We start from the raw sequence: 23,614 nt of genomic DNA, 5'->3' as shown, positions 1-23,614 counted from the left end.
GAACCGAACAACGCCCGCTCCCGCTCCACCAGCAGCGGCAACGTCCGGGACGCCGTGATCAACTCCCGCAACGGATGGCAGGCCAGTACCGCGTCCACGTCGGGCGTGAGGGAAGCCGCCAGTCGGGTCGCGACCGGAAGCGAGTCGTCGGCGAGTGTCTTCGCCGCGGCCAGCAGCACCGCACGCTGCGGACCCTCCGGAACCCCGGCCGCCGCACGGGTGTACAGCTCGGCGCCCTCCTCCAGGACCAGGCCGGTGTCGAGCCCGGCCGGCACCTTGATGCGGGCCGTGTGCCGCCAGGTGCTCACCGGATCGCTCCAGGCCTCCACGCGGTAGGTCCAGTGCCCCTCGACGTCCGGAGTGACCTCGGCGCCCCAGCGGTCGGTGCCCGGGGCAAGCTCCCGCATCGGCGTCCACGGGCTGTGCCGGCCCTCCGGGTCGGTGAGGACGACGTTCGCGGCCACCGCGTCATGACCTTCGCGGAACACCGTGGCGGTGACCTCGAACGTCTCTCCCACGACCGCCTTCGCGGGGCGTCTGCCGGAATCGACGGCAGGGCGGACGTCGCGTACCGGGATGCGGCCGATGGCCGGGATGGAACTCATGCTCTCGCCTCCGCCGTGCTCGAGGCCGGGCGCTGAGGGCGCCCGGCCGGGGGGTCGAAGCTGCGCCGGAAGGGTGCTACCTCCCCGCCGGGGAACGTTCGGTGGATCTCGGTGGTCCCCGGCGGGCGACGGCACCAGCCCGGGGGAGATCGCTCTGCTCCTGGAGGTAGGCCACCTCGCTGCTCCGCAGATAGCGCTCGGCCGCGTCGGCCGCTTCACGTGCGCAGCGCTTTCCCATCAGGACGCACAGCGTGTAGCCCGAGTCCTCGAAGGTGCTCCGCACGGTGCGGTCGCCGGGCGAGGCCAGCATGACGCGCTCCCAGGCGCGATAGCGCCGCAGTTGCCGGGCGACCTCGGCTTTGGCCGGTAGCAGCATGGCGCCGTTCACCTTTCGGGGGCTCGACAGGACTCGGAGTCGAGAAGATCCGGGATTCAAGAGATCTCACTCATGGTGCACGGGTAACGACTCAGCGTCTTGTTGGGTCTTCAACCACCTCGTTGGTCGCTCGTGTTGCACGAATGGCGTAAGTACTCCCACCCTGGAGTCACTCTGAAGCGATCAGCGCTCACGCTCCGTGTTTCGGGGCCCGACCCCGCGGGGGTCGGGAGGAGCGGGAGCTTCGCCGGTGAGGAGCCAACGACGATGAAGACCGCAGAGCCCTGCTACTACCACCTCGACGTGGAGGTCAGCCCGGAACGGGTCGGGCAGGTCAGGCGCATCCTGGCCGCCCATCTCCGGCTCTGGGACCTGGAGACCCTGGTCGAGCCCGTCTGTCGTGGTGCCGAACTGCTTCTGAAGGCCATCGACGAGCACGCGACGGACAAGAACACCTCGATCGAGCTGTGGTGGAACGGCCAGCACCTCATCACCGCCGTCGCCGAGAACGACTGCGACCTGCGCCCCGACCTGGATCTGCGCAGCTGCCTGGAGCACATCGCCGCGATGAGCGACGGCTGGGGCTGCTGCGCCACGGAGACCGGCAGCAAGGTCATCTGGTTCTCGCAGCGGGCCCGCGCCGGCGAGCGCGTCCCGCTCGTGCCGACGGCCCCCGCGCCCAGCCTGCGGGAGGTGCTCCAGGTGCCGCGCGAGATGCCGGTCGCGGCCCTGGCGGCAGCCACTGCCGACGGCGGGTGCTGAGCGTGCCGTCCTCCAGGAAGAAGCCGTACAGGCACCGGAAGGAGGTGGCCGCGTGGAGCGGCCACCCCTACCCGCTGGGCGCCTCCTTCGACGGCGAGGGCACCAACTTCGCGCTGTTCAGCGAGGTCGCCGAGGGCGTCGAACTCGTCCTGACCGACGAGCGGGGGGCGCACACGGGCGTCTCGCTGACCGAGGCCGACGGATTCGTGTGGCACGGCTATCTGCCGGGCGTCGGACCGGGGCAGCGTTACGGCTATCGGGTGAACGGCCCCTGGCAACCCGAACTCGGCCATCGGTGCGATCCGGCGAAGCTGCTTCTCGACCCCTACGCCAAGGCGGTGGACGGACAGATGGACAACCACTCCGCCCTCCGCACCCCCGAGGCCGACAGCGCCGGGCACACCATGCTCGGCGTGGTCACCGACCCGGCCTTCGACTGGGGCGACGACCAGCCACCCAGGCGGCCGTATGCCGAGAGCGTGATCTACGAGGCGCACGTCCGGGGCCTCACCCGCACCCATCCGGACGTGCCGCCCGAGCTCCGCGGAACCTACGCGGGTCTCGCCCATCCGGCGGTGATCGAGCATCTGGCCTCGCTCGGTGTGACCGCCGTCGAGCTGATGCCGGTGCACCAGTTCGTGCACGACGGGGTGCTCCAGGACCGCGGCCTCGCCAACTACTGGGGTTACAACACGATCGGCTTCTTCGCCCCCCACAACGGCTACGCCGCCCACGGCACCCGCGGGCAGCAGGTCACCGAGTTCAAGGCGATGGTGAAGGCGCTGCACGCGGCCGGCCTCGAAGTGATCCTCGACGTGGTCTACAACCACACGGCCGAGGGCAACGAGATGGGCCCCACGCTCTCCTTCCGGGGCATCGACAACGCCTCGTACTACCGGCTGGTGGACGGCGACTGGGGGCACTACTACGACACCACCGGCACCGGAAACAGCCTGCTGATGCGGCACCCCTACGTCCTTCAGCTGATCATGGACTCGCTGCGGTACTGGGTGACCGAGATGCATGTGGACGGCTTCCGCTTCGACCTCGCGGCCACGCTGGCCCGGCAGTTCCACGAGGTGGACCGGCTGTCGGCGTTCTTCGACCTCATCCAGCAGGACCCGGTGATCAGCCGCGTCAAGCTGATCGCCGAGCCGTGGGACGTGGGGGAGGGCGGCTACCAGGTCGGCAACTTCCCTTCGCTGTGGTCGGAGTGGAACGGCAAGTACCGCGACGCCGTACGGGACTTCTGGCGCGGCGAGCCGCACACCCTCGGTGAGTTCGCCTCCCGGCTGACCGGCTCCTCCGACCTGTACCAGCACAGCCGAAGGCGCCCGCGCGCCAGCGTCAACTTCGTGACCGCGCACGACGGTTTCACCCTGCGCGACCTCGTCTCCTACAACGACAAGCACAACGAGGCCAACGGCGAGGGCGGCCGGGACGGCGAGAGCAGCAACCGGTCCTGGAACTGCGGGGCCGAGGGCGAGACCGACGATGCGGCCGTGCTGGAGCTGCGGGCCCGCCAGCAACGCAACTTCCTCGCCACGCTGCTGCTTTCGCAGGGCATCCCGATGCTCTGCCACGGCGACGAACTCGGCCGCACCCAGCGCGGCAACAACAACGCCTACTGCCAGGACAACGAAGTCTCCTGGATCGACTGGGAGCTGACCGGGGATCAGCGTGAACTCGCCGAGTTCACGCGCTATGTGATCGGACTGCGTGCCGCGCATCCCGTCCTGCGCAGACGGCGTTTCTTCCGCGGCGAGACCGTGACCCATGCGGGGCAGCCGCTGCCCGACCTGGTCTGGATGCGCCCGGACGCCCGGGAGATGGCCGACGCCGACTGGCAGCGCGCCGACGCGCACTCGGTCGGTGTCTTCCTCAACGGCGACGCCATCGCCGAACCCGACCGGCGCGGGCGGCGGGTGGTCGACGACTCGTTCCTGCTGCTGCTGAACGGCCACTGGGAGTCCGTCGACTTCCGGCTGCCGGATCCCACGTACGGCGAACGCTGGACGACCCTGCTCGACACCGCCGAACCGCGGGGAGCCGACGAGTCGGAGCGCAAGGCCGGCACGGAGATGACGGTCGAGGCGCGGAGTCTGGTGCTGCTGTCCCGGCCCTCCCGCGCGGACGGGTGAGGGACGGCAATTCGCGGGGCGCTCGGCACTCTCAGCGCGCGCGGCGCGAGGTCACCGTGAACTGGGCGCCGTCGGGGTCGCGCAGGACGGCCTCGGCACTGTCCTTCGACAGCACACTGCCGCCGTGGATCTCCGCGGCCCTGGCGCAGGCCGCCACGTCCGCGACCGCGAAGTGGACCTGCCAGTGCGGCCGGATCGTGGGGTCGGGTGCCGAGCCCAGGGCACCGGACTCGATGCGGGCCACCACGTCCCCGCCGCTGCGCAGCACGACCTCGCCGCCCTCGTAGCGGACCTCGCAGCAGCCGGGGCGTTCCGTGGCCCAGTCGAGTACCTCGCCGTAGAAGATCGCGGCGTCGAACGCGTCGCGGGTGTGCAGGCGGACGAAGGCGGGCTGGGCGCGGCGCCACACCTCCCAGTTCGCGACGAGCTCGCCCTCCCAGACACCGAAGGTCGCGCCGTCGCGGTCGGACAGCAGGGCCGCCCGGCCGGGCGGGAAGGACAGCGGGCCGACCGCCAGAGTGCCCCCCCGCTCCTGGACCCGTGCCACGGCCTCGTCCGCGCTGGGCACCGCGAAGTACGGCGTCCAGGCCACCGCCATCTGCCACATCGACGCCACCGCCGCGATGCCGGCGACCGGCGTGCCCTCCGCGAGCGCGACCCGGAAGCGCTCGCCGAGCTTCGCCGGCTCCCACTCCCAGCCCAGGACGGCCCCGTAGAAGTCCTCCGTGGCCTGCTGGTCCCGGCTGGTCAGGCTCACCCAGCAGGGGGCGCCCATCACGTGGTGCGAGGACACGACGTTCGCGGTGGGCTGTCTCGGATCGTGGTTCATGGCAGTCGCGTCCTGCTCTCGTCGGCCGGCCACCGGATGGTCTTCCACCAGTGTCCGTCCGGAACCGCTGCGGGCGCCTGCCGAGTACCCCGGCAGTGGCACCGAAACGACGGCTGCGCCGCCCTCCCGCCCGGTGGCGCGTACCCGTCCGGGTGACAGGATGGATGGGTGCCTGCCATTCCGAACGAACCCGCCGACGAGTCGGACCGGATCTTCGCACTGCAGGAGGAGATCGACCAGCTCAAGGAAGCGGTCGCCTCCCACGCGGTCGTCGACCAGGCCATCGGCATGGTCGTGGCGCTCGGCAGGGTCACCCCGGACCAGGGCTGGGAAGTGCTGAAGGACGTCTCCCAGCACACGAACATCAAACTGCGCAACGTCGCGGACCTGATCCTCATCTGGGGGCGGTCCGGAGCGATGCCGCCGGTCATCCGGGCCGAACTCGAAGAGGCCCTCGACCGCTACGGTCCGACGCAGATCCCGGGGGCGCCGCCCGAGTGACGCACCCGCGGGGCTCAGTCGGCGTCGGCCAGGACCTCCTCGCGCAGCTGGGCGAAACAGGTGCTGAGCAGCCGGGAGACGTGCATCTGCGATATGCCGAGCTCCTCGGCGATGCCGCTCTGGGTCATGCCCCGGAAGAAGCGCAGGTAGAGGATGGTCCGCTCGCGCTCCGGCAGGGCTTCGAGGCAGGGCCTGACGGCCACGCGGTCGACGACGACGTCGTAGGCGGGGTCGGGGCCGCCGAGCGCGTCGCCCAGGGCGTAGCCGTCGGTGCCCGGCATCTCCGCCTCCAGCGACAGCGCGGAGAAGCACTCCAGCGCCTCCGCGCCGGTGCGCACCTCGTCCTCGGTCAGCTGTGCCCGCTCGGCGATCTCGGCGACGGTGGGCGCCCGTCCCGGTGTGGTCTGCGAGAGCTCCTTCCCGGCCTGCCGGACCCGGTTGCGCAGATCCTGCACCCGGCGCGGCACGTGCAGCGTCCACATGTGGTCGCGGAAGTGCCGCTTGATCTCGCCGGTCACGGTCGGCACCGCGTACGCCTCGAAGGCGCTGCCGCGGGCCGGGTCGTAGTGGTCGACGGCCTTGACGAGTCCGAGGGCGGCCACCTGGTAGAGGTCTTCGAGGGACTCCCCGCGGCCGCGGAAGCGAACGGCGATCCGCTCGGCCATGGGCAGCCAGACCTCGACCAGCTCGTCCCGCAACGCCTTGCGCTCCAGCCCGTCGGGGAGTCCCGCCAGGCGTTCGAACGCCGCGTTGGTGTCGGGGGCGTCGTCGTGCGGATGGGGCTTGGTTCTGGTGGCGACGGACATGTCGCGCACCTCCCTGAGCGGGTGCTGGGTGGACAGACACCGTGGGAGGCGCACAACCGGAACGGGAAGGAGAACATCCGGAGCCGCTCGGTGGGCTCCCACGGACGTGCCTCCTGTCCGAAGCACTTCTCTGGGGATTCCCGCTTTCGGGTGAAATAAAACAAGAAGTTCCTATCACCGTTTTTGTCCTTGACTGACTCTTGGGGAGATATACCTCTGACACAGAGGTAATCTCCGAGGTGTGGACGATGAGACCTTCCCGGAAGAGCTGGCCGACGCACTCGTCGGCGTCCAGCGGCTGCTCAGGCGCAGGCTGCGCGCCGGACTGACCGTGCCTCGGCTGCGTGGCGCCGAGGTCGAACTGCTGCGCCTGGTCGAGTCCCGGCCCGGAATCGGCGTCTCCGACGCCGCCAAGGAGCTGTATCTCGCCGGAAACTCCGTCTCGACCCTGGTCAACCAACTGGTCAGGGAAGGCCATCTGATCCGCGAGACCGACCCCGCGGACCGGCGCGCCGCCCGTCTGCTGCTGACCGAGAAGGCCGAGGCGCGGCTCAGGGACTGGAAGCAGCGGCGGATCGCGCTCGTCGGCCGGCATGTCGCCCGGCTCGACGCCACCGACCAGGAGGCACTGCGGGCCGCGCTCCCCGCCCTGCGCACGCTCGCCGTCAATCTGCACGAGGAGACCGAGGAGACATGACGCCCGAAGCCGTTTCCTGTACCGGGCTCGCCTACGCCTTCGGCGACACCAACGCCGTGGACGGGCTGGACCTGACCGTCAGAGAGGGCGAGGTCTTCGGACTGCTCGGCCCCAACGGAGCCGGGAAGACCACCGCCATCCGCTGCATCACCACCCTGCTCCCGGTCCCGGCCGGCATGGTCCGCGTCTTCGGCCGTGACTCCGCCCAGGATCCGATGGCCGTACGCCGTCTGCTCGGCTACGTCCCGCAGCAGCTGTCCGCCGACGCGAACCTGACCGGCCGGGAGAACGTCTCCCTGTTCGCCCGCGTCTTCGACGTGGCCCGCAAGGAGCGCGCCGAACGCGTCGGGCAGGCCCTGGCCGCGGTCGACCTCACCGACGCCGCCGACCGCCTTGCCGGTACCTACTCCGGCGGCATGGTCCGCCGCCTCGAACTCGCCCAGGCCCTGGTCAGCGCACCCCGGCTGCTCATCCTCGACGAACCGACCATCGGCCTCGACCCGATCGCCCGCACCGGCGTGTGGGAGCACATCAACGCCGTACGCGAGGCGACCGGCATGACCGTCCTGGTGACCACCCACTACATGGACGAGGCCGACCAGTACTGCGACCGGGTCGGCCTCATGCACCGCGGCCGCATCCGCGCCCTCGGCACCCCCGTCGAACTCAGGCAGGGCCTTGCCGAGAGCCGGGGCACCGACACCCTGCCGACCCTGGAGGACGTCTTCCGCGACGTCGCCGGCAGCGGACTCGAAGACGAAGGAGGGGATTTCCGCGATGTCCGAAGCACCCGCCGCACCGCGAACCGTGTCGGCTGACCCGAACTCCATCAGCCTGCTGCTGCGCCCGCCGGAGCCCCGCGCGGGCTGGCGGCTGCTGCCCGCCAGGGTCGTGGCGATGTGCGCCGTCGAACTGCAGAAGCTGAGCCACGACCGCACCGAGCTCTACACCCGCGCGATCCAGCCCGCCCTGTGGCTGCTGATCTTCGGCCAGACCTTCACCAGCATCAAGGCGATCCCCACCGAGGGCATCCCCTACATCGACTATCTCGCGCCCGGCATCATCGCCCAGTCCGCGATGTTCATCGCGATCTTCTACGGCATCCAGATCATCTGGGAGCGGGACGCGGGCATCCTCAACAAGCTCCTGGTCACCCCGACCCCGCGCTCGGCGCTGACCACCGGGAAGGCGTTCGCTGCCGGGGTGAAGTCGCTGATCCAGGCCGTCGTGGTCATCGTCATCGCGGCCCTGCTCGGGGTGTCCCTGACCTGGAACCCGCTCAAGCTCCTCGGGGTCGGCGCGATCGTGGTCCTCGGCTCGGCCTTCTTCTCCTGTCTGTCGATGACCATCGCCGGCATCGTGCTCAGCAGGGACCGGCTGATGGGTATCGGGCAGGCCATCACCATGCCGCTGTTCTTCGGCTCCAACGCCCTGTACCCGCTGTCCGTCATGCCGGGCTGGCTCCAGGTGATCAGCAAGGTGAACCCGCTCAGCTACGAAGTCGACGCCCTGCGCGGCCTCCTCCTCGGCACCCGCGCGCATCTGGCGCTCGACTTCGGGGTGCTGGCCGTGGCCGCCGCGCTCGGCATCACCGCGGCCTCCTCGCTCCTGGGGCGACTGGCCCGTTGATCATGCGTGGGGAACGTGATGTGCGGCACGCCGGTGGAAGGGTTTTTCCGGCCGTTTGGCGGATTCTTCCTGCGCACGGCTTGATCAGTGATCAAAGGGGGTGAATTCCCTGGCCACAGCGCATTCTGCTCATTTGACAGTGCATTGAGCACACAGATAGGAAGCAGCTCTCTGAGGTCGAAGAGGTGCACTGTGTACGAGCCCAACGTGGTCGGGGACTGGCAGGAGTACGACGAGCATGCCGGTCTGCGCGTCCGCGTCCACCGTCTGGAGGCGGCCGAGCCGCCGCGTGGACGCGACGACGCCGCCGAAGGGCTCACCTACTTCAGCGTTCGTGTGACCGTCGAGAACCGTGGTGAGAAGCATCCGACGGTTCACCTTGAGGACGGTCAGATCGACGTGCGGATCGGTCCCGACGGTGAGAGCGCCTTCATCGACTGGCGCAACTCGCAGTTCATCGAGGGCTTCGACGTCTACCCGCTGCGCCGCGTCACCGCCGTGCTGTTCGCGGCGGGGCCGGAGGCCGGCCTGAACCAGATCGACGTGCAGATCCAGCTGCGGGTCGACGACGACTGGGCCGACCGGCGACTGTGGGCGGGCGGCATCGGCCTCGACGAGGGCGCCGCCCACCCGGGCGTGGGCCGCGACGGCCTGGCCTGCCAGGTGAGCAACTTCCTGCGCGACCAGGCCGAAGAGGGCACCGCCTGACGGTCAGTGGGGGATGCCGTCGATGATCTCGCGGGCCCCCTGGCGCAGCAGCGCCACGGCGACCGAGGTGCCGAGCGTCGCCGGGTCGAGTCGGCCCGCCCACTCGTGGGCGTTCAGCCGGGTCTTGCCGTCCGGGGTGAACACGCAGGCCCGCAGGGAGAGCTCGCCGCTGTGGTCCACGCGCGCGTACCCGGCGATCGGGCTGTTGCAGTGGCCCTGCAGAACGTGCAGGAACATGCGCTCTGCGGTGGCTTCCCGGAATGTGTCCGGGTCGCCGAGCGCGCTGACCGTGTCGATCAGTTCGGTGTCGCCCTCCCGGCACTGGAGCGCCAGGATGCCCGCGCCGATCGGCGGCATCATCGTCTCGGGGGAGAGGATCTCGCTGATCACGTCCTGGCGGCCGATGCGGTCCAGGCCGGCGGCCGCGAGCAACAGCGCGTCCGCCTCGCCGGCCGCCAGCTTCGCCAGCCGCCGGTTGGCGTTGCCGCGGAACGGCACGCACTCCAGATGCGGATGGGTCGCGGCCAGCTGGGCCACGCGCCGCACCGAGGAGGTGCCGACCCGGGTGCCGTCCGGAAGCTCGTCCAGGGTGAGGCCGCCCGGGTGGATCAGGGCGTCGCGGATGTCGTCCCGCTTCAGGAACGCCGCGAACGTGGTGCCCGCCGGGAGCGGCCGGTCGGCGGGCACGTCCTTGACGCAGTGCACCGCGAGCTCCGCCTCGCCGGCCAGCAGCGCGGCGTCGACCTCCTTGGTGAACGCGCCCTTGCCCTCGACCTTCGACAGGTCGCCCATCCACTTGTCACCGGTCGTCTTCACCGGCACGACCTCGGTGCGCACACCGGGGTACAGGGCGGTCAACTCGCTTCTGACACGCTCCACTTGGGCCAGCGCCATCGGCGAGTCACGGGAGACGATGCGGATCAGTTCCGGGAGGGACATGCGGGACACGATAGACCCTGCGGAGGATCGGCGTTTGACGCTCAGGGAGCAACGGGTAGGGAGTAGCGCACTTTTTGCTTGGCGTGAGCACCCGTCCGGTCGTAGCAGCGGATCGCCCCGTCGTTCCAGGCCGGTGTCTGCCACACCGCACCTCACCGACCTGGCCCACCGTCACGGACTCGCCCCGTCGGCCGACTCCGCCCATCTGCCGGTCCTGCGCGAGGCGGGCCTGCTGGCTCGCGGGCGGCAGGGCCACCAAGTGCTGTACGGGCGCACGCCGTTGGGCGACGCGGTGGTGGCCGGCCGCGTAGGGCCTGTTTCGACGGATCGGTCTGCCGGCGAGGAACGGTGGCTCGTCGACGCGGATGGGCGGACCGGACCCCGCGAGGCCGCGGCGGACCGAACCCCGCGAGGCCGCCATGAGTTCTCCGCGCCCTAGACGAGCGGCTCGCTGAGCTCGACCGAGCGCAGGGCGGCCGCCAGGGCCTGTTCGTCGCCGATGTCCAGGGCCGTGTCGGTGAGCTTGATGACATGTTCGTCGCCGTGGGCGAGGGCTCGCTCCACGACTTCCTCCGGCGCCAGGCGCGCGGAAGGGGTGTAGGCGGCCGGTTCCACGGGGGCGTACATCGCCGTGACCGCGGCCGACGCCGTCCAGACCGCGTGCAGACTGGGCGCCCACTGGTCGCGGGGGAGCGAACCCAGGGCCCGCAGCACGGCGTTGGGGGCCGTCGCCGCGTGGACGAGCATGGTCGGCTCGCCGTGACCGTGAGTGGCATAGCGGTGGGTCGTCGCGCGGACCAGGTCGGTCAGCCGTTCCTTCGCCAGGTCCGGGTCGGTGACCTCGTCGGCCCAGAGGGGCAGGCGGCTTACGGCCCCCAAGCGGTCCCGGAACCCCACGTGCCCGGGCTCGATCGCCGGTACCGCGTCCAGGGCCTCCGCGGCCGTCGCCGCACCCGGCAGTGCCACCAGGCCGGTCACCGGCTGGTGCCGTGCGGCCCAGTAGCCGAGCGCGTGCGCGAGTTCGGTGAGCCGAGGCGCGTTCTCCTCGGCCGCCACGGCGCGGACGGCGTGGCCTGTTCGGATGACCGTGTGGGTGGCGCCGCCGTACAGGCCGGGCAGCAGACGTGGCCACCATTCGGCCAGTACGTCCTTCCAGGGACGCTCGGCGAGGGCCCGGGAGAAATGATCGGTCCAGTCCGCGATCCGGCGCGGATCCCCCAGCGCCGACGGCCAGTTGTCGTCCGTGACCGGGGCCGTGCGGTCGGGGAAGTCCTCCAGCTTGTCCCGGTAGAGGTCCAGCCACCGGTGCACCGAGCCGGCCTGTCCGTGCGCGGCGAGCGCCTCGACGACCATGGGGGCGTGGTTGGACAGCCAGCCCCCTCGTTCCGGGCCTGACGCGTGGACGCGTTCCAGGGCCTCTTCGAGGTACCCGCTGGTGTCGGTCGTGCCACTGGTCTCCATGCGGGGAACGCTATGGCGCACACCGGCGGGGCCGGATCGGGCGCGGGACGCAAGCCGTGGGTACCTGGGTCCTAGGTCCCGCGCCCGATCCGGTGCCCGGGTCAGGCGTTGGGGTCGAAGGAGATGCCCGACGGCTTCGCAGACGACAGGTGGTTCGCGAAGTTGGCGTCCTTGAGGCCGAAGTTGGCGCTGCCGAAGTCGTACGAGCTCAGCTTGTCGCGGAGTGCTGTCGAGGGGTACCCGTTCCAGCCGACCAGCGGCGGGTACTGCCAGGTGCCCTTGGCGTTCTCCGGCGGCTCGTCATTGGAGTTGGCCAGCCGGAAGCAGTGCGTGCTGATGCCGTCCTTGTGGTAGACGATCTTCGCGTGCGTGCCGTCGAACCGGACCGCGGAGGCCGCGCTCACCGTGAACGAGCCGTGGTTGGACGTCGACACGTACTGGACCGTGCCGTTCTGCACCCAGATCACGACGTGCTCCCAGTCGTGCCGGTGCCCGCCGAGGCTGCTGTTCGCCAGCGCCTGGTCCTTCTCGAAGTACAGGCCGTACATATAGGCGCACCAGCCGTTGTTGCACTTGTAGCGCGAGTACGTGTTGGTGTTGTTCAGGTCCGAGAGGTCATGGCAGTCGCCGCTGAGCGAACCCGTGGGGTTGAGACCGCCGTTGACGGTGCCGTCGGGGCCGATGGCGGGCGTCGAGTAGCAGCCGTCCGTGTCGTAGTCGAAGGCCGGCTGGTAGGTGTACTCGGCGCTCTCGGCGTTGGCGGGCAGCGCGGTCGGCGGGGCGGCGAACGCGACGGCGGGGAAGGCGACGACGAGCGCGGCGGCGCCGGCCAGACCGGTGAACCATCTCGTGCGGTGCTTCTTGAACGACGGTGACGACACTGCGTCCTCCTCGGGTGCGGGCGCAGCCCAACGGCTGTGGGTTACTGGGGAGTTCAGCTTCCCGGCTTTTCATGTCCGCGCCAAGTGGTCGAAGGCGTCGTTCCGGTTACGGCCCGCCCAATACTCGGATCAGGGAGGTGTGTCGGGGAGGTCGGCGGCGGAATCCTCCGGTGCGAGGTCCGGACGCAGTCGCAGCCAGGACGGCTGACGCAGCAACCCCGCCCGGGTGCGGGTGCTGTAGCGGACCTCGCCGACCAGTCGGGGCAGCACCCAGCGCGCGCCCCGGACCGGCGGGGCGGGATCGAAGGGGCACACCTCCGTCGCGGCGGCGGCCAGCAGCGCGGCGAGTTCGGACCGTTCCGTCTCGCTCCAGCCGGTGCCGACATTGCCGACGTACCGCAGTGCTCCTCCGCTCCGTTGGCCCACCAGCACCGCGCCCGGAAGGCCCGTGAGGCGGCCCTTGCCGGGCAGCCAGCCGCCCACGATGACGTCCTCGCTGCGCATGTTGCGGATCTTGATCCAGGCCCGGGAGCGCACCCCGGGTTCGTACACCGAGTCCAGCCGCTTGCAGACCAGGCCTTCCAGCCCGTGTTCACGTGTCGCCCGCAGCGCCTGCTCGCCGTGGCCGACGAGTGCGGCGGGCGTCGACCAGTGGGGTCCGGTGAGTTCCAGCTTCTCCAGGTGCGCGCGCCGCTGTGCGTAGGCGAGGGGGAGGAGGGAGCGCCGTCCCAGGTGCATCAGGTCGAACAGCACGAGGTGTACGGGTGCTTCGGCCGCCCGGCGCGCGGCTCTGCCGGGGGCGTGGGCCAGCCCCATGCGCGGTTGCAGCAACTGGAAGTCCGCGCGCCCCTGTTCGTCCAGCGCCAGGATCTCCCCGTCGAGCACGGCCGGAGTGGCGCCGAGGATGCCGCCCAGGGCCCGCAGTTCGGGATAGGCGCCGGTGATCTCCTCCCCGGACCGGGCCCGCAGCACCAAGGTGCCGTCTCCGGCGAGATAGACCACCACTCGCTGACCGTCCTGCTTGGTCTCGTAGGCCCAGCGGGCGTCCTGCGCGGGCGACGGCAGGGTGCCGGGCGTGGCCAGCATGGGTGGGATCGACGGGAGGATGGTCACGGATCAGTTGTCGACACGGCCACGGACTGCCACGCGCTCCGCGCTCCGGTTTCCCCTGAACGGGCGCCGCCCAAGGGCTGTCTCGGGCCGCTTGGTACGGGTGACCTCCACTCGCGGCGGCGGCCATCGATCCGGAGGGTCATCGACTGCGTGCCCCGGGCGGAGAAGCGCGTCAGGCCGGTGAAGTGCGGCCGCATCCGGGCGTCGTAGGAGGCGGCCGGTCGGACACCCGGGGTCGGCCGGGCCCAGGACACCGAACTGGGCGGCGAACAGGGACCGCTGCCGGCGGGTCAGACGATGCCGCCGTTGGCCCGCAGCACCTGCCCGTTGACCCAGTGGCCGGCCGGGCTCACCAGGAACGACACGACGTTGGCGATGTCCTGGGGTGTTCCCAGCCGTTCCAGCGGAGGCTGTGCCGCGAGGCGGGCGACGGTCTCCTCGTCCTTGCCGTCGAGGAAGAGGTCGGTCGCGGTCGGGCCGGGGGCCACGGCGTTGACGGTGACGTCACGGCCGCGCAGCTCACGGGCGAGGATCAGGGTCATGGCCTCGACCGCGCCCTTGCTGGCCGCGTAGGCGCCGTAGCCGGGGAAGGCCAGGCCGACGACCGAGCTGGAGAGATTGACGAGCGCCCCGCCCGGGCGCACCCGGCGTGCGGCCTGCTGGTCGACGACGAAGGTGCCGCGGATGTTGGTGCGGTACAGGGCGTCCAGCTCGGCGAGGTCCAGTTCCGCGATCGGGGACAGGGGCATCCGGCCGGCGGAGTGGATCACCACGTCGACACCGCCGTACGTGGCCTCCGCGAGGTCGAACAGAGCGGCCACCTCGTTCTCGTCGCCGACATCCGCGCGGGCCGCGCAAGCGGTGTCGCCGGCCTCCTCGACGGCCCGCACGGCCTCGTCGGCAGCGTCCTTGTTTCCCGCGTACCCGACGACGACCGCGAACCCGTCGGCGGCGAGCTGCTCGGCGATCCGCCGTCCAATGCCGCGCGATCCGCCGGTCACGATCGCGACGCGCTGCGGCGTGCTGGGCTGAGTGGTCATGACCGCCTCCGTGGTTAGCGATGCTACGAACGATTCGTATCGACGATAACATGGATTCGTAGCGCCGGTAACATCCAGCTCGTATCGTCGCTACGAATGCCGTACCGTGGGGGCATGGATGCGAGGGAAAAGATCCTGGAGGCGGCCACCGAGCTGCTGGCCGGGGCGTCGGCCGCCGACGTCTCCACGCGGGCCGTGTGCGAGCGGGCCGGGGTGGGGGCGCCGATGCTCTACCGGCTCTTCGGTGACAAGGCGGGCCTCTTGGCCGCCGTCGTCGACCGGGGATTCGAGCAGTACCTCGCGTCCAAGCGGGCGGCGCGGCCGAGCGGGGATCCGGTCGAGGACCTGAAGAGCGGCTGGGACAACCACATGCGCTTCGCGCTGGAGCACCCCAGCCACTACCGCCTGATGTACTCGCCCGAGCTGACCGTGCCACCGGCCGCGGCCCAGGAGGCGCACGACCTGCTCCACGGCATCCTGGAGCGTTGCGCGGCCGAGGGGCGGCTGACGGTGCCGCCCGCGCTGGCCACACAGATGATCATGTCCGCGAATGTCGGGGCGGCCCTGTCGATGCTGACCAGACCCGAGCAGTACTCCCACGACAAGTTCTCGGAACGGCTGCGTGACGTGGTGCTGGACGCGGTGACCCTGCCCGCCGGCACCGGCGTGCCACGGGAAGGGGGCTCGGTGCCCGTCGCGGCTGCCACGCTGGCGGCCCGGCTGCGTACCGATCTGCCGCCGACCTTCACGGCGGCCGAGTCGGCCCTGCTTCAGCAGTGGCTGGAGAAGCTCTCCGAGCGGTGAGGCGTCAGCGCTCCTCGGGCGGCAGCGCCTGCACCAGACCCGACTGGTAGGCCATGACGACGAGCTGGGCGCGGTCCCGGGCACCCAGTTTCGTCATCGCGCGATGGACGTGGGTGCGGACCGTCAGGGGGCTGACGAAGAGCTTCTCCGCGATCTCCTCGTTGGAGTGCCCCTCGGCGACCCAGGCCATCACCTCGCGCTCCCGGGTGGTGAGGCCGGTCAGGTCGTCGGCGGCCGCGAGCCGGGTGCCCAGGCCCGGAGCCGCCAGGAAGCGGGTGATCAGAGTGCGGGTGGCGCCGGGGGAGAGCAGGGAGTCGCCGGCCGCCACGGTCCTGATGCCGGCGAGCAGGGCCTCGGCGGTGACGTCCTTGCCGAGGAACCCGCTGGCCCCTGACCGCAGCGCCTGGGCGACGTACTCGTCTATCTCGAACGTGGTCAGGATCAGCACCCGCGTGTCGGACAGCTCGGGGTCCGCGCAGATCACGGACGTGGCGGCCAGACCGTCGGTCCCGGGCATGCGGATGTCCATCAGGATCACGTCGGGGCGGTGGATGCGCGCCAGGTCGACCGCTGCGGCGCCGTCGGTGGCCTCCGCGACCACGTCCATGTCGTCGCACGAGTCTATGAGGATCCGGAAGGTCGCCCGGAGCAGGGCCTGGTCGTCGGCGAGCAGTACGCGGATGGTCATGGGGTCCGTTCTTGGCGTTCCGGGGCGGTGGGGGGCTGGGGGAGCCGGGAGTGGCCCACCGTGTCCGGCCGGTCGGGGCCGGGGCTCTCTTCGCCGAGCAGTGACGCGGGCAAGCGCAGCGCGGCCGTGATCGCGACGACAGTACGGACATGGTCGTCGGCGTAGTGCCGCAAGGGGATGCTCATCGGCTCTCCGGTCGTGGTCCTGGAACCATGGTGGCCGATGCCCGCCGGGTTCGGCCGCCGCGACCCGGCCCGACGGCTTGGGTGTCGCGCCCCCGTACCCCCGGTCTGGATGGCTTCCCAGTCTCCCCGGGACCGGGCCCGCTCGTCGTCATACGTCCGCCGACAATCACACCTACTGAGTACGCAGTACGCGCCGGGGGACGTGTCCTCCCTGGGCAGGACCAAAACGCCCGACGGCCGCCGGGCAGCGGCCGTCAGGCAGGCGGTGTCAGCGTCCTGAACGCGCCCCGGCCGAGGTCTCGGCGGCCGGAGCGGGGGCCGCAGCCGGAACCGCGGTGCGCGGGCGTGGGATGAACGACGCGATGGCGAAGGCCAGGAGCGCGGCACCCGCGCCGATCGCCATGACCGTCCTGAAGCCGTTCTCGGACGGCAGTGCGTAGCCGCCGAGGTCGATGGTCATCTGCGCCAGTACGACACCGGCGATGGCGCTCGCGCAGGATGTACCGATGGACCGCATCAGGGTGTTGAGGCTGTTCGCGGCCGCGGTCTCCGAGGCCGGCACCGCGCCCATGATGAGCGCGGGCATGGAGCCGTACGTGAACCCGATGCCCGCGCCGATCACGCACGAGATCAGCACCAGGTGCCAGACCTCGGACATCAGCACGATGTTCAGGCCGTAGCCGGAAGCCACGATGAGCGCGCCGATCATCAGCGTCACCTTGGGGCCCTTGGCCTTGGAGACCGCGGCGGAGACCGGGGCCAGCGCCATCATCACCAGACCGGAGGGGGCCATGACCAGACCGGCGGTCAGCAGGGACCTGCCCAGGCCGTAGCCGGTCTGGGTGGGCAGCTGGAGCAGCTGCGGCAGCACCAGGGACATCGCGAACATCGAGAAGCCGACCGCGATCGAGGCGAGGTTGGTGAACAGCACCTGACGGCGGGCGGTGGTGCGCAGGTCCACCAGCGGCTGGGCGGTGCGCAGTTCGTAGAAGCCCCAGGCCAGCAGGACGATCACGGCCGCGGCGAACAGCCCCAGCGTGGTGCCGCTGGTCCAGCCCCAGTCGGCGCCCTTGGAGATGGCCAGCAGGAGGGAAACCAGGCCGACGGCCATACCGACCGCGCCGACCGCGTCGAAACGCCCGCCGGTGCGCACCCGGGACTCCGGCACGAACGCCAGAACCAGCACGAGAGCGATCGCGCCCATGCAGGCCGAGGCCCAGAACAGGACGTGCCAGTCGAAGTTGTCCGCGATCAGCGCGGCGGTCGGCAGACCCAGGGCGCCGCCGACGCCGAGGGAGGCGCTCATCAGCGCGGTGGCCCCGGCCAGGCGCTCGGTGGGCAGCTCGTCGCGCATGATGCTGATGCCGAGCGGGATGACACCCGAGGACAGGCCCTGCAGGGCACGGCCGACGATCATCGGGACCAGGGCGTCGCTGAGCCCGCAGACGACCGACCCGACCACCAGCATCACCACGCTGACCAGCAGCATCCGGCGCTTGCCGAACATGTCGCCGAGCCGTCCCACGACCGGCGTGGCCACGGCCGCCGCGAGCAGGGTCGCCGTGACCGCCCAGGCGGTGTCGGAGGCCGGTGCGTCGAGCAGCTTGGGCAGCTCCGGCACGATCGGGATCACCAGGGTCTGCATCAGCGAGACGACGATTCCGGCGAAGGCCAGCACCGCCACCACAGCGTTCGGCCGCGGCGGGGTCACCGCGCCCGCGTCGGCGGATCTGGCGGGAGCGTCGGACATGAAGGAGCCTCCAGGACAGGGGGACAGGTTTGCGGAACTCGGCCGAAGTTAAGTCAGATGCTTGACTTATCTTACTGGGCCCGGCTGTCCTGACCGTGCAGCGATCGCCGGAGCCGAGGAGGACCCATGTCCTGGAGCGAGCGCCAACCGTCACTGACCTATCCCTTGCGCCGCGGACCGGTGCTGGAGCCGCCCGAGGAGTGGGTGGCGCTGCGGCAGGAGTGCCCTGTCGCGCGCGTGACCCTGCCGAGCGGGGACGAGGCGGCCCTGCTGACCCGCTACGAGGACGTCCGGCAGGTGCTCGCCGACCACCGGTTCACCCGTCGGCTGACCGCGGCCGACGCGGCCCGGATCGCGGACCACGCGTCCGGCGGGGTCTTCGGCAGCGACATGGCGGCGGCCATCCCGGACGGCGGCACCGCCCACCGGCGATGGCGGCGCCTGGTCGGGCAGTGGCTCACCGCCGAGCGGGTGGCCGTGCTGACACCCCGGATCGAGGCGCGGACCCAGCGACTCGTCGACGCCATGGTGGAGTACGGCCGGCCCGCGGACCTGCGGGCGCAGCTGGCCTTCCCGCTGCCCGTGTGGGTGATGTGCGACCTGCTCGGTGTCCCGGACTCCGACCGCGACCGCTTCGCCCGCTGGTCCGACGTCCTGCTCAACCTGACCCGCTGCACCGAGGACGAGTACGAGAGGGTCCAGGACGCGTTCGTCGACTACCTCGGAGCCCAGGTCCACGCCCGCCAGGAGGAGCCGACCGACGACCTGCTCGGCGCGCTCGTCACGGCCCGGGACATCGACGGCCGCCGGCTCTCCGAGCGGGAACTCGTCTTCACCGGCCAGGCCCTGCTGGTCGCCGGACACGAGACCACCATGAACGTCATCGCGAAGATGGTCGCCCTTCTGCTCGCCGACCGGCACCGCTGGGAGCGCCTCCTCGCCGACCGCTCCCTGGTGCCCAGCGCGGTCGAGGAGGTGCTCCGCTTCGACGCCGACCCCGGGCTCGGGGTGCCGCGCTACCTCGCCGAGGAGGCCGAGATCGCCGGCACCCTGCTGCCGCCGGGCACCACGGTGCTGTGCGACGCGGCGGCCGCCAACCGTGACGAGAGCGCCTTCGACGCTGCCGCCGAGATGACGCTCGACCGCAGCCCCAATCCCCACCTCGCGTTCGGCATCGGAGCCCGGTCCTGTCTGGGTCAGGCGCTCGCCCGCGCGGTACTGCGCACCGTCCTCGACGTGCTGTTGCGTAAGCTTCCGACACTGGAACTCGCCGCACCCCCGGCGGACCTCAGGCGGCTCGAGGGACTGGCCGTCGGAGGGCTCAGTGAAGTCCCGGTGCGGTGGTGAGCATGGCGGGCAGGACGGTGCGCGAGGAACAGGTCAGCGCGACGCGGGAGTTGATCCTGACCGCGGCCGAGCGGCTCTTCGCCGAGCGCGGTGTCCTCGCGGTGTCCAACCGTCAGGTCAGCGAGGCCGCGGGACAGGGCAACAACGCCGCGGTCGGCTACCACTTCGGCACCAAGGCCGACCTGGTCCGGGCGATCGCCCGCAAGCACCACGTCCGTATCGAGGAGATCCGCGCCCGGCTGCTGGCCGCGGCCGGTGACTCCACCGACGTACGCGACTGGGTGGACTGCCTGGTCCGGCCCGTACCGGAGCATCTCGCCGCACTCGGCAGCCCCAGCTGGTTCGCCCGGTTCTGCGCCCAGGTCATGACCGACCCGGTGCTCCAGCAGATCATGGTGGAGGAGTCGATGTCCTCACCGTCGCTCCAGCGGATCGTCGAGGGACTGAACCGCTGTCTGCCCGAACTGCCCGCCGATGTCCGCGCCGAGCGCGCCGAGATGGCCCGCCATCTCATCGTGCACATGGCCGCGGACCGCGAACGGGCCCTCGCCGAGAACACCCCGACACCCCGTGCCAACTGGCACGACGCCGCCACCGGACTCGGTGACGCCGTGGTCGCCATGTGGACGGCACCGGTGACGCCGACCCCGCAGAGGAGTACTTGAGTCAGGCAAGGAGGACGCTAGGGTGGGGGCGCAACCCCCACGAACGGTCTGGTCCATGCACGGCAGTTCCAGCGAGAGACCGGCACTCGCCCGCGGTGCCGGTCAGCGTCTCCTGATCGTCGCGGGCGACTCGGACGTTGCCGAACTGCTGTCCACCACCCTGGAGTTGGCGGGCTACCGGATCGTCGCCGTCGCCGCTGCCGCCGAAGGCCTCGCCCGCCTGGGCCGGGAACGGTTCGACCTGGTCGTCGTCGACACCACCCTGCCCGATGTGGCGGAACTGGGCCGCACACGGCCGACGTTGGCCCGCCGGCCGCCGGTTCTCCTGCTCGTCGACTACGAGTCCCTGGACCTGATCGTCCCCGAACTCGGCCTGGGGGAGCGGGACTACGTCACCAAGCCGTTCCGGGTGGCCGACATCCTGGCCCGGGTGCAGGTCCTGCTGCGAGGCGTGGGTGCGGGGCCGGTCCGGGACCATGCCCTGTGCTACCGCGATCTCGTCCTGGACGACACCCTGTGCGAGGCCAGGCGCGGCCCGCGCACCCTCGACCTCACGCCCGCCGAGTACCGGCTGCTGCGCCAACTCCTGGTCAACGCCCACCGGGTGCTGACCAAGGAGCAGATCGGCCGGTACGTCTGGGGCGACCACCGCGGCGACAACGCGATCGAACAGCTCGTCTCCCGGCTGCGGCGCAAGGTCGACCAGGACGTTCCCGAGCTGATTCACACCCGTCGCGGCTTCGGCTACTGGCTGGGGCGCGCCGACGTCGAGACCTGAGGTTCGACTGCGGACGCGGCGCTGTCCGTGCCGTGACATCCCTGGTGATCTGGATCACGTCAGCTTCCCGTCAGGTCGCTGACGGGCTGGTGTCAGACCGGTCTGTTTGCATGTGCTCATCGAGGCCTCGACCACTTCGCCCCGGCGCTCCGCCCCCACGGCAGAGCCCCCACCACCGAGGAGAACCATTGGCCGACACCCTGGCCGGTTCCGCACACCACGTGACGGACGCCGCCCCCGACGTGACGGACACCGCCCCCGAATTCCCCATGCCCCGCGCGGCCCGCTGCCCCTTCGACCCGCCGCCCGGCCTCAAGGAGCTCCAGGAGCAGGGGCCGCTGACGAAGGTCCGCCTGCAGGACGGCAGCGAGTCGTGGCTCGTGACCCGCTATGCCGAGCAGCGGGCGATCCTCGGCGACGCCCGGGTCAGCGCCGACACCGACCGGCCCGGCTACCCGACCAAGGCCGGTTCCGGGGACGGTGAGGGCAAGCTCAGCTTCATCATGATGGACGACCCCGAACACGCCCGGCTGCGCCGGATGGTGACGGCTCCGTTCGCCATCAAGAAGGTGGAGGCCATGCGGCCCGCCGTGCAGCGGATCGTGGACGGTCTGATCGACGAGATGCTCGCGGGACCCCAGCCGGTCGACCTCGTCGAGGCGTTCGCGCTGCCGATCCCGTCGCTGGTCATCTGCGAACTGCTCGGCGTGCCCTACGACGACCACGCGATGTTCCAGGAGAACACCAAGACGATGGTCCGCACGACCGCGACCCCCGAGGAGCGCGGCGTCGCCACCCGGGAGACCGCCGGATACCTGGCCGGTCAGCTCGCCGAGCGGCTCACCGAGCCGAAGGACGACCTGCTGTCGAGCATCGCCGGACGCATCGCCGCGGGCGAGCTGACACACGGGCAGGCCACCGAGATGGCGCTGCTCCTGCTGATCGCCGGTCACGAGACCACCGCGAACATGATCGCGCTCGGCACCGCCGCCCTCCTCGAACACCCCGACCAGCTGGCCCTGTTGCGCGAGACCGACGACCCCAAGCTGGTCGCCTCCGCGGTCGAGGAACTGCTGCGCTACCTCCACATCACCCACCAGGGACGCCGCCGCGCGGTCACCGAGGACATCGAGATCGCCGGGCAGGTCATCAAGGCCGGCGAGGGCGTCATCATGGTCAACGAGATCGGCAACCGCGACCCCCAGGTCTTCGACGACCCCGACCGCCTCGACATCACCCGGGACGCCCGCCGCCATGTCGCGTTCGGCTTCGGCGTCCACCAGTGCCTGGGCCAGCCCCTCGCGCGCATGGAGCTCCAGGTCGTCTACGGCACCCTCTACCGGCGCATCCCCACCCTGAAGCTCGCCTGCGCCCTGGAGGACGTGAAGTTCAAGCACGACGCGTTCATCTACGGCATCCACGAACTGCCGGTGGCCTGGTGACGGGTTCTCCCGTCCCGCACACGAACCACAACCACGAGAGAACCAAGGGGAATCCCATGAAGGTGGAGCTGGAAGCGGACAAGTGCGTCGCCTCGGGGCAGTGCGTGGTCGCCGCCATGGAGGTGTTCGACCAGGACGACGACGGCATCGCGATCCTCCTGACGGAGGAGGTCGGCGACGACCAACTCGACGACGTCAAAGAAGCCATCGCGGTCTGTCCGGCCGCCGCCATCAGGCTGGCCCAGCAGTGAGGCGGATCGCCGTCGTCGGAGCCTCGGCCGCCGGACTCGCGGCCGCCGAGACGCTGCGTCGTGAGGGGTACGACGGCACACTCACCCTCGTCGGCGAAGAGCCCGAACCCCCCTATGACCGCCCGCCGTTGTCCAAGCAGGTCCTGGCCGCGGAGTGGGACTCCGACCGGCTCGCCCTGCGCACCTCCGGCGACCTGGCCGCGCTCGACCTCGACCTGCGGCTCGGAGTGGCGGCAACGGGCCTCGAACTCGTCGACCGCACCGTGCGGTTGGCGGACGGCTCCGAGGTGCCGTACGACGGCCTGGTCATCGCCACCGGCGTGCGACCGCGCCGCCTGCCCGGCGAGGGTGCCCATGTGCTGCGCACCCTCGACGACGCGCTCACGCTGCGGGAGCGGCTGACGCCGGGGAACCGGCTGGTCGTGGTGGGCGCCGGTTTCCTCGGCGCGGAGGCCGCCGCGGTCGCCTGGCGTCTCGGCGCCGAGGTGACCCTCCTCGAACCCGCCGCCGTCCCGCTGGCCCACGCGGTCGGAGCGGAGGTCGGGCAGATGCTGGCCCAGGCCCATGTGGACCGGGGCGTCGACCTGCGGTGCGGGGTCACCGTCACCGAGGTGACCGAGGACGGCGTCCGGCTCGCCGACGGCGAGGTCATCGAGGCGAACGAGGTGCTCGTCGCCATCGGCTCGCTGCCCAACACCGACTGGCTCGACGGCAGCGGGCTCGCGGTGGGCGACGGAGTGGTGTGCGACGAGTACTGCGAGGCCGCGAAGAACGTGTACGCGGCCGGTGACGTCGCCCGCTGGTACAACCCCCTGTTCGGCACCTCGATGCGGATCGAGCACCGCACCAACGCGGCCGAACAGGGCATGGCCGCCGCCCGCAACCTGCTGGCCGCTCCGGAGGCCCGCAAGCCCTTCGCGCCGGTCCCGTACTTCTGGTCCGACCAGTACGACATGAAGATCCAGGCGTACGGCTTCCTGCGCGGACACGACGAAGTCGCCGTGGTGGAGGGCGACTTGGCGGAACGCCGGTTCGTCGCCGTCTACCGCACCGGCGACCGCGTCAGCGGTGCCCTCGCGGTCGGTATGCCGCCCAAGGCGATCCGGCAGTGGCGGCAGGCCATTGTGACCGGGGCGGCCTGGCGGGACAGCGTGCCGGTCGAGGCCTGAAATGTCCCGTGGAGCGTCGGCGGTCACGGCACGGCCGTGACCGCCGA

27 protein-coding genes are annotated in these 23,614 nt (G+C 70.9%); 15 read left to right on the top strand and 12 right to left on the bottom strand.

Annotated features, from left to right (window positions below; translation table 11 throughout):
• Positions 1 to 605: maltotransferase domain-containing protein (locus ACI2L1_RS40815; RefSeq protein WP_404744528.1), on the bottom strand; the 605-nt coding region annotated here is incomplete at its 3' end.
• A gap of 76 nt (positions 606 to 681) precedes the next feature.
• A complete protein-coding gene (locus tag ACI2L1_RS40810; protein WP_404744527.1) occupies positions 682 to 981 on the bottom strand; it encodes a DUF5133 domain-containing protein in 300 nt (99 codons plus the stop codon).
• A 267-nt stretch (positions 982 to 1,248) separates the two neighbouring features.
• Between ACI2L1_RS40810 and ACI2L1_RS40805 the strand changes: the two genes are divergently transcribed.
• Together ACI2L1_RS40805 and glgX are read left to right on the top strand one after the other, a co-directional pair.
• Positions 1,249 to 1,743, top strand: a complete 495-nt coding sequence (locus ACI2L1_RS40805; protein ID WP_404744526.1) for a pep a2 — start codon at positions 1,249 to 1,251, stop codon at positions 1,741 to 1,743.
• Positions 1,744 to 1,787: 44 nt separating this feature from the next.
• Positions 1,788 to 3,884 (top strand): glycogen debranching protein GlgX, encoded by a 2,097-nt coding sequence (gene glgX, locus ACI2L1_RS40800; protein WP_404744532.1) that lies wholly within the window; start codon positions 1,788 to 1,790, stop codon positions 3,882 to 3,884.
• A gap of 31 nt (positions 3,885 to 3,915) precedes the next feature.
• Here the strand turns inward: glgX and ACI2L1_RS40795 are convergent, their stop codons facing one another.
• Complete coding sequence (locus ACI2L1_RS40795) at positions 3,916 to 4,713, bottom strand: VOC family protein (RefSeq protein ID WP_404744525.1); 798 nt, start codon at positions 4,711 to 4,713, stop codon at positions 3,916 to 3,918.
• Between the two features lie 168 nt (positions 4,714 to 4,881).
• Between ACI2L1_RS40795 and ACI2L1_RS40790 the strand changes: the two genes are divergently transcribed.
• Complete coding sequence (locus tag ACI2L1_RS40790) at positions 4,882 to 5,214, top strand: ANTAR domain-containing protein (RefSeq protein WP_404744524.1); 333 nt, start codon at positions 4,882 to 4,884, stop codon at positions 5,212 to 5,214.
• A 14-nt stretch (positions 5,215 to 5,228) separates the two neighbouring features.
• Here ACI2L1_RS40790 and ACI2L1_RS40785 read toward each other — a convergent pair whose 3' ends face one another.
• Complete coding sequence (locus ACI2L1_RS40785) at positions 5,229 to 6,020, bottom strand: SigB/SigF/SigG family RNA polymerase sigma factor (protein WP_404744523.1); 792 nt, start codon at positions 6,018 to 6,020, stop codon at positions 5,229 to 5,231.
• A gap of 241 nt (positions 6,021 to 6,261) precedes the next feature.
• Between ACI2L1_RS40785 and ACI2L1_RS40780 the strand changes: the two genes are divergently transcribed.
• The 4 genes from ACI2L1_RS40780 (at position 6,262) to ACI2L1_RS40765 (ending at position 9,054) form a co-directional block, all read left to right on the top strand.
• Positions 6,262 to 6,717: a MarR family winged helix-turn-helix transcriptional regulator gene (locus ACI2L1_RS40780; RefSeq protein ID WP_404744522.1), complete on the top strand. Its 456-nt coding sequence runs from the start codon at positions 6,262 to 6,264 to the stop codon at positions 6,715 to 6,717.
• Positions 6,714 to 7,535, top strand: a complete 822-nt coding sequence (locus ACI2L1_RS40775; RefSeq protein WP_404744521.1) for an ABC transporter ATP-binding protein — start codon at positions 6,714 to 6,716, stop codon at positions 7,533 to 7,535. Before ACI2L1_RS40780 ends, ACI2L1_RS40775 begins: the two co-directional genes overlap by 4 nt.
• Positions 7,495 to 8,346 carry an ABC transporter permease gene (locus tag ACI2L1_RS40770; RefSeq protein WP_404744520.1) on the top strand — a complete coding sequence of 284 codons (852 nt, stop codon included), beginning with the start codon at positions 7,495 to 7,497 and terminating at the stop codon, positions 8,344 to 8,346. Before ACI2L1_RS40775 ends, ACI2L1_RS40770 begins: the two co-directional genes overlap by 41 nt.
• Before the next feature lie 192 nt (positions 8,347 to 8,538).
• Entirely contained in the window at positions 8,539 to 9,054 is a 516-nt protein-coding gene (locus tag ACI2L1_RS40765) for a hypothetical protein (protein ID WP_404744519.1), read from the top strand.
• A 3-nt stretch (positions 9,055 to 9,057) separates the two neighbouring features.
• Here ACI2L1_RS40765 and hemC read toward each other — a convergent pair whose 3' ends face one another.
• Entirely contained in the window at positions 9,058 to 9,993 is a 936-nt protein-coding gene (hemC, locus tag ACI2L1_RS40760; protein WP_404744518.1) for a hydroxymethylbilane synthase, read from the bottom strand.
• A gap of 133 nt (positions 9,994 to 10,126) precedes the next feature.
• Here hemC and ACI2L1_RS40755 point away from each other — a divergent pair, with 133 nt between their 5' ends.
• Positions 10,127 to 10,432 carry a hypothetical protein gene (locus tag ACI2L1_RS40755; protein WP_404744517.1) on the top strand — a complete coding sequence of 102 codons (306 nt, stop codon included), beginning with the start codon at positions 10,127 to 10,129 and terminating at the stop codon, positions 10,430 to 10,432.
• On the opposite strand, the gene ACI2L1_RS40750 is transcribed toward ACI2L1_RS40755, so the two are convergent.
• The 4 genes from ACI2L1_RS40750 to ACI2L1_RS40735 all read right to left on the bottom strand — a co-directional run bounded on the left by ACI2L1_RS40750 (position 10,429) and on the right by ACI2L1_RS40735 (position 14,488).
• The gene (locus tag ACI2L1_RS40750; protein WP_404744516.1) at positions 10,429 to 11,454 is read right to left on the bottom strand and encodes a questin oxidase family protein; all 1,026 of its coding nucleotides are present in this window, start codon (positions 11,452 to 11,454) and stop codon (positions 10,429 to 10,431) included. The genes ACI2L1_RS40755 and ACI2L1_RS40750 overlap by 4 nt on opposite strands.
• Before the next feature lie 101 nt (positions 11,455 to 11,555).
• Complete coding sequence (locus ACI2L1_RS40745; RefSeq protein ID WP_404744515.1) at positions 11,556 to 12,335, bottom strand: NPP1 family protein; 780 nt, start codon at positions 12,333 to 12,335, stop codon at positions 11,556 to 11,558.
• A 129-nt stretch (positions 12,336 to 12,464) separates the two neighbouring features.
• Positions 12,465 to 13,421 carry an ATP-dependent DNA ligase gene (locus tag ACI2L1_RS40740; RefSeq protein WP_404744531.1) on the bottom strand — a complete coding sequence of 319 codons (957 nt, stop codon included), beginning with the start codon at positions 13,419 to 13,421 and terminating at the stop codon, positions 12,465 to 12,467.
• Positions 13,422 to 13,738: 317 nt separating this feature from the next.
• Entirely contained in the window at positions 13,739 to 14,488 is a 750-nt protein-coding gene (locus tag ACI2L1_RS40735; protein ID WP_404744514.1) for an SDR family oxidoreductase, read from the bottom strand.
• Between the two features lie 114 nt (positions 14,489 to 14,602).
• Between ACI2L1_RS40735 and ACI2L1_RS40730 the strand changes: the two genes are divergently transcribed.
• Positions 14,603 to 15,292, top strand: a complete 690-nt coding sequence (locus ACI2L1_RS40730; RefSeq protein WP_404744513.1) for a TetR/AcrR family transcriptional regulator — start codon at positions 14,603 to 14,605, stop codon at positions 15,290 to 15,292.
• 4 nt (positions 15,293 to 15,296) lie between these two features.
• Here the strand turns inward: ACI2L1_RS40730 and ACI2L1_RS40725 are convergent, their stop codons facing one another.
• The 3 genes from ACI2L1_RS40725 to ACI2L1_RS40715 form a co-directional block, all read right to left on the bottom strand.
• On the bottom strand, positions 15,297 to 15,980 hold the full coding sequence (locus ACI2L1_RS40725) for a response regulator (RefSeq protein WP_404744512.1): 684 nt from the start codon (positions 15,978 to 15,980) through the stop codon (positions 15,297 to 15,299).
• Positions 15,977 to 16,165 carry a hypothetical protein gene (locus ACI2L1_RS40720; protein ID WP_404744511.1) on the bottom strand — a complete coding sequence of 63 codons (189 nt, stop codon included), beginning with the start codon at positions 16,163 to 16,165 and terminating at the stop codon, positions 15,977 to 15,979. The genes ACI2L1_RS40725 and ACI2L1_RS40720 overlap by 4 nt, the downstream gene beginning before the upstream one ends.
• A gap of 268 nt (positions 16,166 to 16,433) precedes the next feature.
• Entirely contained in the window at positions 16,434 to 17,915 is a 1,482-nt protein-coding gene (locus tag ACI2L1_RS40715) for an MFS transporter (protein WP_404744510.1), read from the bottom strand.
• 126 nt (positions 17,916 to 18,041) lie between these two features.
• Between ACI2L1_RS40715 and ACI2L1_RS40710 the strand changes: the two genes are divergently transcribed.
• From ACI2L1_RS40710 to ACI2L1_RS40685, 6 genes are all read left to right on the top strand, one after another.
• Positions 18,042 to 19,262, top strand: a complete 1,221-nt coding sequence (locus ACI2L1_RS40710) for a cytochrome P450 (RefSeq protein WP_404744509.1) — start codon at positions 18,042 to 18,044, stop codon at positions 19,260 to 19,262.
• A gap of 2 nt (positions 19,263 to 19,264) precedes the next feature.
• Positions 19,265 to 19,927, top strand: a complete 663-nt coding sequence (locus ACI2L1_RS40705) for a TetR/AcrR family transcriptional regulator (protein ID WP_404744508.1) — start codon at positions 19,265 to 19,267, stop codon at positions 19,925 to 19,927.
• A 55-nt stretch (positions 19,928 to 19,982) separates the two neighbouring features.
• Positions 19,983 to 20,705 carry a response regulator transcription factor gene (locus ACI2L1_RS40700; RefSeq protein WP_404744507.1) on the top strand — a complete coding sequence of 241 codons (723 nt, stop codon included), beginning with the start codon at positions 19,983 to 19,985 and terminating at the stop codon, positions 20,703 to 20,705.
• Between the two features lie 188 nt (positions 20,706 to 20,893).
• Positions 20,894 to 22,147, top strand: coding sequence for a cytochrome P450 (locus ACI2L1_RS40695; protein WP_404744506.1), 1,254 nt, complete (start codon positions 20,894 to 20,896; stop codon positions 22,145 to 22,147).
• A 56-nt stretch (positions 22,148 to 22,203) separates the two neighbouring features.
• Entirely contained in the window at positions 22,204 to 22,398 is a 195-nt protein-coding gene (locus tag ACI2L1_RS40690; RefSeq protein ID WP_404744505.1) for a ferredoxin, read from the top strand.
• The gene (locus ACI2L1_RS40685; protein WP_404744504.1) at positions 22,395 to 23,567 is read left to right on the top strand and encodes an NAD(P)/FAD-dependent oxidoreductase; all 1,173 of its coding nucleotides are present in this window, start codon (positions 22,395 to 22,397) and stop codon (positions 23,565 to 23,567) included. Before ACI2L1_RS40690 ends, ACI2L1_RS40685 begins: the two co-directional genes overlap by 4 nt.
• Positions 23,568 to 23,614: the final 47 nt, after the last annotated feature.

It is taken from the genome of Streptomyces sp. NPDC019531 (genome assembly GCF_044903305.1).
GTDB lineage: Bacteria > Actinomycetota > Actinomycetes > Streptomycetales > Streptomycetaceae > Streptomyces.
The sequence above is the reverse complement of the archived record's forward strand: the minus strand, read 5'-3'. Positions and strand labels throughout refer to the sequence as shown.

Coding starts and splice junctions, on each gene's coding strand:
- ACI2L1_RS40735 (WP_404744514.1), bottom strand. CDS start 14,488: ATGACCACTCAGCCCAGCACGCCGCAGCGCGTCGCGATCGTGACCGGC.
- ACI2L1_RS40775 (WP_404744521.1), top strand. CDS start 6,714: ATGACGCCCGAAGCCGTTTCCTGTACCGGGCTCGCCTACGCCTTCGGC.
- ACI2L1_RS40750 (WP_404744516.1), bottom strand. CDS start 11,454: ATGGAGACCAGTGGCACGACCGACACCAGCGGGTACCTCGAAGAGGCC.
- ACI2L1_RS40690 (WP_404744505.1), top strand. CDS start 22,204: ATGAAGGTGGAGCTGGAAGCGGACAAGTGCGTCGCCTCGGGGCAGTGC.
- ACI2L1_RS40710 (WP_404744509.1), top strand. CDS start 18,042: ATGTCCTGGAGCGAGCGCCAACCGTCACTGACCTATCCCTTGCGCCGC.
- hemC (WP_404744518.1), bottom strand. CDS start 9,993: ATGTCCCTCCCGGAACTGATCCGCATCGTCTCCCGTGACTCGCCGATG.
- ACI2L1_RS40705 (WP_404744508.1), top strand. CDS start 19,265: ATGGCGGGCAGGACGGTGCGCGAGGAACAGGTCAGCGCGACGCGGGAG.
- ACI2L1_RS40805 (WP_404744526.1), top strand. CDS start 1,249: ATGAAGACCGCAGAGCCCTGCTACTACCACCTCGACGTGGAGGTCAGC.
- ACI2L1_RS40725 (WP_404744512.1), bottom strand. CDS start 15,980: ATGACCATCCGCGTACTGCTCGCCGACGACCAGGCCCTGCTCCGGGCG.
- ACI2L1_RS40715 (WP_404744510.1), bottom strand. CDS start 17,915: ATGTCCGACGCTCCCGCCAGATCCGCCGACGCGGGCGCGGTGACCCCG.
- ACI2L1_RS40810 (WP_404744527.1), bottom strand. CDS start 981: ATGCTGCTACCGGCCAAAGCCGAGGTCGCCCGGCAACTGCGGCGCTAT.
- ACI2L1_RS40770 (WP_404744520.1), top strand. CDS start 7,495: ATGTCCGAAGCACCCGCCGCACCGCGAACCGTGTCGGCTGACCCGAAC.
- ACI2L1_RS40700 (WP_404744507.1), top strand. CDS start 19,983: ATGCACGGCAGTTCCAGCGAGAGACCGGCACTCGCCCGCGGTGCCGGT.
- ACI2L1_RS40740 (WP_404744531.1), bottom strand. CDS start 13,421: ATGCTGGCCACGCCCGGCACCCTGCCGTCGCCCGCGCAGGACGCCCGC.
- ACI2L1_RS40730 (WP_404744513.1), top strand. CDS start 14,603: ATGGATGCGAGGGAAAAGATCCTGGAGGCGGCCACCGAGCTGCTGGCC.
- ACI2L1_RS40785 (WP_404744523.1), bottom strand. CDS start 6,020: ATGTCCGTCGCCACCAGAACCAAGCCCCATCCGCACGACGACGCCCCC.
- ACI2L1_RS40720 (WP_404744511.1), bottom strand. CDS start 16,165: ATGAGCATCCCCTTGCGGCACTACGCCGACGACCATGTCCGTACTGTC.
- ACI2L1_RS40795 (WP_404744525.1), bottom strand. CDS start 4,713: ATGAACCACGATCCGAGACAGCCCACCGCGAACGTCGTGTCCTCGCAC.